Source organism: uncultured Traorella sp., from assembly GCF_944327115.1.
GTDB lineage: Bacteria > Bacillota_I > Bacilli_A > Erysipelotrichales > Erysipelotrichaceae > Traorella.
In genome coordinates this window covers 1-10,065 of record NZ_CALVGS010000109.1, presented here as the reverse complement: position 1 = coordinate 10,065, position 10,065 = coordinate 1, and the positions used below count along the sequence as shown (strand labels likewise).

At 32.2% G+C, this 10,065-nt stretch carries 11 protein-coding genes; all 11 read left to right on the top strand.

The window, feature by feature from the left end; translation table 11 throughout:
• A partial coding sequence (locus Q0K35_RS09435; protein WP_294562547.1) for an AraC family transcriptional regulator occupies positions 1 to 790 on the top strand: 790 nt, incomplete at its 5' end.
• A gap of 148 nt (positions 791 to 938) precedes the next feature.
• Entirely contained in the window at positions 939 to 2,303 is a 1,365-nt protein-coding gene (locus Q0K35_RS09430) for a PTS transporter subunit EIIC (RefSeq protein ID WP_294562546.1), read from the top strand.
• Positions 2,304 to 2,376: 73 nt separating this feature from the next.
• On the top strand, positions 2,377 to 3,099 hold the full coding sequence (locus Q0K35_RS09425) for an SDR family oxidoreductase (RefSeq protein ID WP_294562545.1): 723 nt from the start codon (positions 2,377 to 2,379) through the stop codon (positions 3,097 to 3,099).
• Complete coding sequence (locus Q0K35_RS09420) at positions 3,089 to 3,883, top strand: type I 3-dehydroquinate dehydratase (protein ID WP_294562544.1); 795 nt, start codon at positions 3,089 to 3,091, stop codon at positions 3,881 to 3,883. The genes Q0K35_RS09425 and Q0K35_RS09420 overlap by 11 nt, the downstream gene beginning before the upstream one ends.
• The gene (locus tag Q0K35_RS09415; RefSeq protein ID WP_294562542.1) at positions 3,883 to 4,692 is read left to right on the top strand and encodes an HAD family hydrolase; all 810 of its coding nucleotides are present in this window, start codon (positions 3,883 to 3,885) and stop codon (positions 4,690 to 4,692) included. Before Q0K35_RS09420 ends, Q0K35_RS09415 begins: the two co-directional genes overlap by 1 nt.
• A 108-nt stretch (positions 4,693 to 4,800) precedes the next feature.
• On the top strand, positions 4,801 to 5,262 hold the full coding sequence (locus Q0K35_RS09410) for a PTS glucose transporter subunit IIA (protein WP_294562539.1): 462 nt from the start codon (positions 4,801 to 4,803) through the stop codon (positions 5,260 to 5,262).
• Positions 5,255 to 6,382, top strand: a complete 1,128-nt coding sequence (locus tag Q0K35_RS09405) for a MupG family TIM beta-alpha barrel fold protein (protein WP_294562538.1) — start codon at positions 5,255 to 5,257, stop codon at positions 6,380 to 6,382. Before Q0K35_RS09410 ends, Q0K35_RS09405 begins: the two co-directional genes overlap by 8 nt.
• A complete protein-coding gene (locus Q0K35_RS09400; RefSeq protein ID WP_294562536.1) occupies positions 6,379 to 6,819 on the top strand; it encodes a DUF3284 domain-containing protein in 441 nt (146 codons plus the stop codon). The genes Q0K35_RS09405 and Q0K35_RS09400 overlap by 4 nt, the downstream gene beginning before the upstream one ends.
• 15 nt (positions 6,820 to 6,834) lie before the next feature.
• Entirely contained in the window at positions 6,835 to 7,728 is an 894-nt protein-coding gene (gene murQ, locus Q0K35_RS09395; protein ID WP_294562535.1) for an N-acetylmuramic acid 6-phosphate etherase, read from the top strand.
• A gap of 5 nt (positions 7,729 to 7,733) precedes the next feature.
• Positions 7,734 to 8,906: an FAD-dependent oxidoreductase gene (locus tag Q0K35_RS09390; protein WP_294562533.1), complete on the top strand. Its 1,173-nt coding sequence runs from the start codon at positions 7,734 to 7,736 to the stop codon at positions 8,904 to 8,906.
• Complete coding sequence (locus tag Q0K35_RS09385) at positions 8,899 to 9,855, top strand: GNAT family N-acetyltransferase (protein WP_294562531.1); 957 nt, start codon at positions 8,899 to 8,901, stop codon at positions 9,853 to 9,855. The genes Q0K35_RS09390 and Q0K35_RS09385 overlap by 8 nt, the downstream gene beginning before the upstream one ends.
• Positions 9,856 to 10,065: the final 210 nt, after the last annotated feature.

Sequence of the window (10,065 nt, the reverse complement as noted above, 5' to 3'; positions counted from 1 at the left end):
GGAGATTTTAGAGAATTTAAGATTGAAAGATGTTTCTAGATTACAAGTTAAAGAGTATAAGACAGGAACAAAGAAAAATATCCGTAATAGGATTCATTATGGACTGATTTTCTGCGAACGTGGTAATATTTGTTTTAGAATGCATGGCAGAACAGGCGAATATGATTGTGTATGTACGAATAATGAGGTAATACTCGCACCAAAGAACTCGGATTATGATATTTTTGTTATAGAAGATTCAAGAACTTTCATCATTGATTTTGAATTATTTGCAGGTCATTTTGATGATATGCATGAATTTATTATAGGTGAGGGTGTAACGGAATATTATTGTAATGTTTTTTTAAGAATGCAAAAAAATTATTTTGGTTCTGAAAAGAATGATTTGGTAAATTTGAGCTTTTTATATGATATCATCGCTCATGTAAATGATCGGGGTTATAATAAAAAGCGTTTTATTGTTATTGAAAAATCAGAAAAATATTTAGAGAAAAATCTTTTTAGTGATAAGTTAAGTGTAAAAAACATCGCCCAGGAATCAAATATTTCAGAAGTATATTTTCGAAAGATGTTCAAAGAAAAATATGGGAAATCACCACTTAGTTATATAAATGATATGAGAATAAAAAAAGCAAAAGAATTAATAATAAATGAAGAAAATCTATCTATTAAAGAGGTTTCAGATGCTTGTGGATTTCTGGATATTTATAGTTTTTCACGTTCTTTTAAGAAAAATGTAGGAGTGTCACCTTCTCAATATCGTAAAAAAATGCAGTTTCGAAATTGTTAAACAGAATATCATTTGACCTATTTTCTACCTCTTTAGAAATTTATATAATGGGTATATAAAAAGTAAACGTTTACATTCGTAATTTTATGATATGTCCGTTTACATTTTTCATTCATTATCTTTTAGGAGGTTGAAAGGAGGATAGGACATGAGTGAAAAATCATTAGCCACAAGAATTATTGAAGGATTAGGTGGCGTTGAAAATGTTGCGGCAGTTGAAAACTGTATGACGAGATTAAGGACGGTAGTCAGAGATGGTTCCAAAGTTAACAAGGAAGCTCTTACTTCTATTAAAGAAGTATTACGAGTTGCCGGAACAGATAACGAACCTCAGATCGTTCTTGGACCGGGTGTAGCTGATACTGTCAGCAATGAAATTAAAAACATTCCGGGAATCAAATTTAGTGTCAATGCTGGTGAAGCAGTGATGACGAAAAAATCTGCTACAGGTATTTTTCAATTTTTTGCTAAGGTATTCACTCCGCTGATCCCAGTATTTGCTGGTGCAGGTTTGATATTTGGTATAATGAATATCTTCAAAGCAATCTGGAATTTAAATCCTGAAATGGCAATTTTCAATCCTGACACATCTACATTTATGTTGGCACTTAATGTTTTAGCCAATACTTTCTTTACGTATCTGAACATTGCTGTAGCAATGTCAGCAGCTAAAGTAGCTGGAGGAAATCCGTATTTAGGATTGGTAGCAGGTGGTATTATTATCAATCTTGGTGGTTTGGCTGGTACTACTGGACTTTTTGGTGTTTCGATTGTTAATGGTCGAGGAGGAACTTTAGCGGCTCTGTTGGCTGGTGTACTTATTGCTTATATAGAAAAGAAAGTACGTAAAGTCGTTCCTGATGCTCTAAAGATACATATTCCGCCTTTGGTATCAATTGTTGTAGTAGGGTTGTTAACTATTTATGCAATTCAGCCAGTTGCCGGTGTTATTTCGGATTCGGTTACAAACTTGTTCTTATGGCTGATCGATGTTGCAGGACCACTAGCTTATGGTATTATTGCTGCTTGCTTCTTGCCACTTGTTATGACAGGAATGCATCATGGTCTTTCACCAGTTCATACGACGTTTATTGAAACTTTGGGATACACTCCAATTTATTCTTGCTGTTCGTTGGCAGGTGGAGGTCAGGTAGGTGCTGCACTAGCTTTACTATTGAAATATAAAAAGGAACAGAATTTGAAAGATGCATGTATTGGTGGATTACCAGCTGGTATATTAGGTATTGGTGAACCTTTAATCTATGGTGTTTCTTTACCACTTGGAAGAGTATTCCTGTTAGCGTGTGCTGGAGCGTTTGTCGGTGGTATTGTATTAGGATTATTCCCGGGTCAGGGAGCTGTTACGATCAATGTATCAGGAGTATTAGGTGGTCTTGTTAATACAAATCCACTAGCTTATTATTTAGCTTATGCGGTTTCTGTTATTGCTGGTTTTGCATTTACATTTGTTGTCGGTGCAAAAGAAAGTGCTTTGGATGAATTCAGAGATTAAGTAGTAATTAATTATGCTGTTTGACAAGGTCCATTTAAGTGGACCTTGTATATTAAATTTGAGGTTAAGATTTATGATGTTTAAGGATAAAATTGTAGTTATTTCAGGTTCAAATTCTGGTATAGGTAAGACACTTTCAAAAGAATATATCGACAAAGGTGCAATTGTACATGGCTTTGATATTACTAACGCTAAGAATAGCGATAAATATTATGCTCATAAAGTTGATGTAAGAAACTTTGAAAATATCAAAAAATCAATTGTAGATGTATTGGAAAAAAGTAATAGGATTGATATAGTAGTAAATTGTGCTGGCGGATCATCAGCAAGAGTTTTGAATGAAAATGTATCATTTGAGAAACTATCTATCGAAGCTATAAATTGGGGAATTGATGTAAATTTAAGAGGACCAGTATATATGGCTAGAGCATGTATCAATCAAATGATAAAGCAGAAAAGTGGTGTTATTATCAATATTGGCTCAATAAGTGGAGAAACAGGAAGTTCAACTGCAGTTGATTACAGCAGTGCAAAATCAGGGTTAGTAGGTCTAACTAAATCATTGGCACTTTTAGGAGCAAACTATGGTATTCGTTGTTGTATGGTTACACCTGGACCGGTTCTGACAAGACCAGAAATGAGTAAAATGCCAACACCACTAAATCGCGCAGCTGAAGTTCAAGAAATTGCTGATCTGATCTTATATTTAACTTCTGATAAAGCTGGTTTTATTACTGGATCGAATTATCTGATTGATGGAGGTAGAAGTTGCGGAGGAATAAAACATGCCAAATAGAAAAGATTTTTTATTAACTTGCTCACTTAGAGAAAAAGATCCTGAATCAACGATCAATGTGATTCGAAATGCCATTTATGATGGAGCTGAAGCATTTATGATTCATCTTGAAAAATTAGCAGATTGTTACATCAATGTTGATGATCTGAAAAGAATTTTTAATTATGTGGGAGATAGGCAAATTATATCTGTCAATTATCGTAGTGTTCATAAACCCAATAAAAGCGATGATGAAATAGTAAAAGAACAACTAATTGCTACAAAAGCTGGTGCTAATATTGTTGATATTGTGGGAGATATATATAGTCCCAGTAAAAATGAGCTTGCCATAGATGAAAAGACAATAAAAAGACAAAAAGAACTGATTGAACAATTTCATCAAAACAATGTTAAAGTCATGCTTTCAAGTCATACATTTTGTTTCTTAAACAAAGAGGATACGCTAAAACACTGTTTAAGTTTACAAAATCGAGGAGCAGATCTTGTTAAGATTGCAGTTACAGCAGGATCAGAAGAAGAACTTTTAGAAGTCAATAAAACTACGATAGAATTAAAGAAAATGTTGAGTGTACCATATTTTCACTGCTGTATGGGTCAATATGGGAAATTGCATCGTATTTATTCTGCGTTTTTGGGTTCAAGTATCATACTATGCGTTCAAAATTATAACGAAAATTCAAATCCAAAAGAACAACCACTTCTTAGAAATACAAAAGTAGTTTTGGATAATCTCGATTTTACGATAGCAAAAAACGATTTGACAGGTACTATAAGGAATGTCTGATGAAATACGATGAATTGATGATATATACTGATATTGATGGTACTATTGCAACAGTAGTTGATAATGTGAGTATTATTTCTGATAATAATATTAATGCAGTGAGAAATTTTATTTTAGGTGGCGGGCATTTTGGAGTTGCTAGTGGACGCGGTCACAAATCAATCGATATGTTATTTAAAGGGTTAGAGATCAATTTACCTTATATTGAAGCTAATGGAGCATCAGTATGGGATAAAGATAGGGATGATTATTTATCCTTATCTTATGTAAAAAAAGAAGATAAAATTAGAATTTATCAATTTGTAAAAGAAAGACCTAATCTCTTTTTGACAGCAATGACGGATAAGTCAAATAAAATTATCTTAAATGACGAAAGAGATAAAAGAATCATTGATTATATTAGACCAACGATGTCTTATGAAGAATATTTGAATGTTGATCTATTGAAATTCGCTATTTTATCAGATAAAGATAGTATATCAAGTATAATCAAAGAACTTGATAAATCTCAAATTTTGAATAACTTGAGTGCATCAAGGAGTGCTGATATTTATTTAGAATTGTTTAATAAAAATTCTAGTAAAGGAGAAGGAATTAAAACAGTTATAAGATCTTATCCTAATCTTAAAACAAAAAAGCTAGTTTGTATTGGTGATTTCTATAATGATATTTCGATGTTAGAGATAGCAGATATAGCTATTTGTCCTGAAAATGCAAAAGATGAAGTAAAAAAGATTTGCCAGCACATTAGTGTAAGAAATGATAAAGATGTTTTAATAGAAAGCTTAAATTATTTAATAAATCTGTAGTGCATATATGAATCTATATATTTTCTATAGATATAAAATAGAAAGTAGTGAGTATTTCTTAATTAGTGTTATTTTCACTAATTAAGAATAAGGAAAATGGAGAGAGCAATGAAAATAATTGATTTATTATCTCCTTGTAAAGGAGAAGTTATAAGAATTGAAGATTTCCCTGATGAAATAATAGCGTCAAAGGCTATGGGAGATGGTTTAGGAGTAAATCTAAGTGCCAATGAGATTGTTGCACCATTTGACGCTGTTGTTAGTTCGATCTATCCTACAGGTCATGCAATTTGCTTACTGGGTGATAATGGAGTATCTTTAATGATACATATAGGGATAGATTCATATAAGATTAAGGATATGAACAAAATATATGTTAAAGCAAATGATCATGTAAAGAAAGGTGATATACTAATCAAAACAAATTATAAAAAATTAATTAGACTTACTGGAAATGCATCAACAGCAATAGTTTTTCTAAATGGAGAGAAAATAAGAGAACTAAAATTTGGAGAAATGACGACCGCTATGGAAAAAGTAGCAGAAATAGAGGTGAACAAAAGTGCTTAAATCGGCAGCAATCTATCCAGAAATTATAGATAATACGTATATATACAAAGTTGCTGATTATGTAAAAAGAATAAAAAGATATGGATTTAATGAAGTGTTTACAACTATACATCTTCCGGAATATAGTTTAAAAGAGCAGATAGAAGCATTAAAAATAATAGCGTGTGAAACAAAAGGTGCAAATTTAGAATTAACCGTTGATATAGGAGGTCATTTCATAAAAGATATTTTGAATAATGACGAAATAATCAATGTATTAAGCAACCTTAAAATAGACTATATTCGCTTAGACTATGGTTTTAATGACGACGATGCTAAAAATCTATATAATTCGATTAAATTTAAAGGATATGTTGTTAACGCATCAATTTATGATCCTAAAGAAGCCAAGCAGGTTATCGAAATGTTGAAAAATATAGATAGTAAAATTCAAATAAGAGCATGTCACAATTACTATATATTAGAAAATACTGGCATTGATCCTATTCATTCTATAAAACAGGATACAATTTTTAAAAAGATGAATATACCCGTTTATTATTGTGTTCCTTCCTATTCGTCGCCTCGGCAGCCATTAAAGAAAGGATTATGTACAATTGAAAACCATCGTTTTAAAAGTTTAGATTACATTTTGTCTGATTTATTACTGAATTATGAAATAAATGCTTTTATGCTAGCTGACGAATGGTTAAGCGATGAGGAATTAGAAATTGTTGATATGACGCTAAAAAAAATTAATGTGAAACTGCATGACATTGAAGATATTGAAATAGAATTTTATGAAGGCACAAGTAATGTTGAAAAAGAAATTGTTTTATCTGATCATGTATTTCGATACGATTCACCATTTGATCTTTTAAGATCTGTTACTTCAAGACAAATGGCTGAGATGGCAAGGTCAATTGATCCAAATAATATTTATGATATGCATTTAGGCGATATTATTATAGTAAATCGTTTAAATAAAAGATATTCAGGTGAATTACAAGTAAACTTAAGAAATCGTAAAAAAGAGGATGGATCAAATGTAGTCGCAAGAGTAAAGAAACAAGAAGATTTGGTTAAATTATGGAGATATAAAGAGAAAATTACTTATTGTTTTAAGGAGTGTCAAGGATGAAAGTAACAGCAGAAATAGATGTAACGTCGTCATTGTATTTTAGACACTTATGCAATGGAGTTATAAAAGATATAAAAAAGGCTACCGGTAAAACAGTTAATCTAAAAGATTTAATGGATGGATATTCTTATTGCCACTCTCTTAGCTTAAAAGATAAAAAAATTTCTATTAAATTTACGGTCGGTCCACTTATCATAGATAAATATTTTCAGGTAAAATATGAAACTAATGAAACAAAGTGCCTGTATTACTATGATTTTACAAGTGATGGTGAAAGAACATATGTTACATATTTTGAGGAAAATGTTTATAGTCACGATACACTAGGGAATCGATTAAGCGATATGAAAAGAAATTTTAAAAAAAAGGCATTAGCAAATAAGATACTCAATAATATTGAGTTAACTACCACATATATAAAAAATCACGAAATGTAAAAAGGAGGTTTCACAATGGTAGAAATTAAAAATTTAGGTACAGAGCAAAGAAATGAAAAGACAAAAGATTTGGATACTTTGTCAACGATGGACATTATCAAAATTATGAATGAAGAAGATTTAAATGTTGTAGCAGGTGTCAAAAAAGCTTTACCACAGATTGAAAAAGTAGTAAGTGCAATGATTGAAACACTTTCAAATGGAGGACGAATCATCTATGCAGGAGCAGGTACATCAGGCCGAACAGGAATTATTGATGCAGTGGAATGCGGACCAACATTTAGCTGCACAAATGAATTTATTGGACTGATAGCAGGAGGATATGGGGCTATTGTTAAGGCAGTAGAAGGAGCAGAAGATAAAAAAGAACTTTGTGTTGAAGATCTGAAAAAGAATGATTTTACAAGTAAAGATTTATTTGTTGGTGTGGCAGCCTCAGGACGTACACCATATGTGATAGGTGGTATTGAATATGCTAAGTCGCTGGGAGCAAAAACAGCCTGTGTATGCTGTAATTTAAATACAGAGATTGGAAAGATGGTTGATTATCCGATTGAAGTTAGTGCTGGACCGGAAATCTTAACTGGATCAACACGATTAAAATCTGGTACTTGCCAAAAAGTTATAATCAATATGCTATCAACTGCCACGATGGTAGGAATGGGAAAAGTTTATAAGAATCTTATGGTTGATGTGATGGCGACAAATGAAAAATTAGTTGAAAGATGTCACCAAATAGTTATGTCGGCAACTGATTGTGATTGGCAGACTGCTGATGTTGCATTAAAAAAATCAAATAATCACTGTAAAGAAGCAATTGTTATGGTTTTGTTACATGTAGATTTAGATGAAGCTAAAGAAAAACTGGCCAAAGCTAATGGATGGGTTAGAAAGGCGATTGAAAACTAGTGTATATGAAAAATAGACTTAAATATGATGTAGTGGTAGTCGGAGGAGGAGTAGCAGGAGTTGCTGCTGCTCTTGCTTCTGCACGAAAGGGGAAAAAAGTTGTCTTAATAGAAAAACAGTGTATTTTGGGAGGACTAGCAACTTCAGGACTTATTACTATTTATTTGCCGATTTGTGATGGCAAAGGACATCAGGTTTCTTTTGGTATATCTGAGGAGTTGTTGCGTTTATCAATTAAAAATGGCTGTCAAAGAAAATACCCTCAGCCATGGCTGGAGGGAGGAAGTTTTGAAGAAAAAGCTGAAATTCGGTTTGAAACACAGTTTAATCCATATTATTTTGCATTAGAAATGGAGGAGCTTTTGAAAACAAATGGTGTAGATATACTGTACGATGCTTATATGTTCAAGGTTACAAGAAAAGATGACATAATTGAGTCAATTCACATCGATACTGTTGATGATATTAAAGAGATAAAAGCTAATTCATTTGTTGATGCTACTGGTGATGCAAAAATTTTTAATTTAGCTGATATCAAAACAAGAAATTATGAAAAAGGAAATATTCTTGCCAACTGGTATTACTATATTAGAGATGGCAAATTGGAATTAAAAAAATTTGGAACGGTTGAAAAAACAGAATATATTGAAAGAACAACTGGAGAAGTAATTGTTAAAGATCGATTTGTCGGAGGTGATTACGATTCATTAAATCATTTTATTAAAGCAGCACATCATGAAAGTCTGACGGAATTTACAAATGAAATTAAAAATGATTCATCATTTGAAGTTGTTGCAATTCCTATGATGGCAAATATGCGTATGACAAGATGCTTGGATGGAGAAGATAAAATGATCTTGAATGATGATGATCCATATGTTCAAGACAGTATTGGTGTAGTAGCGGATTGGCGGCGGAGAGGATATATTTATGAAATGCCATTTTCAGCTTTATATGATCCTAAACTTAAAAATGTGTTTGCCGCAGGACGTTGCATAAAAACCGATGATGAAATGTGGGATGTAACAAGAGCTATACCGGCTTGTGCTGTTAGTGGTGAGGCGGCAGGTATCGCAGCGACAATTTATGCTGAAGAAAAAGAAATAGAAATAACTGTTCTTAGGGATGAGTTAAAAAAAGCAGGGCAAATACTTAATATTAGGGATATATATGAATAGTCATTTTATAGAAATAGTTAAATATGACCAAAGAAAGATGGAGAGAGAAGTCATCAACCTTTGGAATGAATGCTGTCAATTTGATCTTATAACAACAGAGAAATTTCGGCAGTTTATTATTTTTGATGAAAATTTTAATAATGAATTGTGTCTTGTTGCAATCGATATAGATAAAGTCGTTGGATTTATTTACGGATATAAACGTCAGTATCCATACTTAGATAAAGGGTTAGAGAGCGAAAAGGGATGGATTGCCTCTATATTTGTAAAAAAAGAATATCGTCATCATGGAATTGCGAAAAGGCTTTTAGAAAATATTGAGCAAAAAATAAAAGAAAAAGGAGCAAAAACCATCATTCTTGGAGCTAATTCTCCACATTATTTTTTCAGTGGCTTAGATATTGATAATTATCCTGAGGCTACCAGTTTTTTTGAAAAAAATGGATATAATAGTTTTGAAAAACATTATTCTATGGGTATGAATTTACATTTTTTTGATTTGTCAGAAAAGAGTAAGGAAAGAAAAAAAAATTTTGAAGATTTCGGCTTTCAATTCAAGGTGTTTGATTATAGCTATTCTTTGGAACTGTTGGAATTTTTAAAAACTGAATTTGGTGGCGGTTGGAAGTATAATGCATTAGAAGCTATGAGAAAATCTAAAGCTCATGAACGTATCATGATTGTGCTTGCTCCTAATGGTACGATTTGTGGTTGTGCTAATCGAGCGATTGATGATAATGAAATGCGATTCGGACCTATTGGGATTTCTAAAAAGGTGCGCAATCTAAGGATTGGGACGGTCTTACTGGAGTGTTCTATGCTTGAGATGAGAAAAAGAGGAATTTATCGAATGTTTTTTATGACTACAGATGAAAATGGACGCAGATATTATGAAAGAGTAGGACTTAAAGTAATAAGAACCTATTATAGCTATAAGAAAGATCTATGACTCTTCTAAGATCATTCATGTAAGATGAAAGAAAAGTTTTACGAAAAATATAATAAGTAAGAAGGTGACTAAATGTCACGTTCGAGCTTTTGGGCATTTCCCCGCCGCTTGCGGCGTAGAGCCTAGCGTTATATAATAACGCTAGGGGTGGTTATACATGGGAGAAAGTATCCTGATTCACAACTCACATAATGTTTCAAATCTCGTCTA

Excerpts from the sequence above, each read along its gene's own strand:
- Q0K35_RS09410 (WP_294562539.1), top strand. The coding sequence starts at position 4,801 with ATGAAAATAATTGATTTATTATCTCCTTGTAAAGGAGAAGTTATAAGA.
- Q0K35_RS09430 (WP_294562546.1), top strand. The coding sequence starts at position 939 with ATGAGTGAAAAATCATTAGCCACAAGAATTATTGAAGGATTAGGTGGC.
- murQ (WP_294562535.1), top strand. The coding sequence starts at position 6,835 with ATGGTAGAAATTAAAAATTTAGGTACAGAGCAAAGAAATGAAAAGACA.
- Q0K35_RS09415 (WP_294562542.1), top strand. The coding sequence starts at position 3,883 with ATGAAATACGATGAATTGATGATATATACTGATATTGATGGTACTATT.
- Q0K35_RS09420 (WP_294562544.1), top strand. The coding sequence starts at position 3,089 with ATGCCAAATAGAAAAGATTTTTTATTAACTTGCTCACTTAGAGAAAAA.
- Q0K35_RS09385 (WP_294562531.1), top strand. The coding sequence starts at position 8,899 with ATGAATAGTCATTTTATAGAAATAGTTAAATATGACCAAAGAAAGATG.
- Q0K35_RS09390 (WP_294562533.1), top strand. The coding sequence starts at position 7,734 with ATGAAAAATAGACTTAAATATGATGTAGTGGTAGTCGGAGGAGGAGTA.
- Q0K35_RS09425 (WP_294562545.1), top strand. The coding sequence starts at position 2,377 with ATGATGTTTAAGGATAAAATTGTAGTTATTTCAGGTTCAAATTCTGGT.
- Q0K35_RS09400 (WP_294562536.1), top strand. The coding sequence starts at position 6,379 with ATGAAAGTAACAGCAGAAATAGATGTAACGTCGTCATTGTATTTTAGA.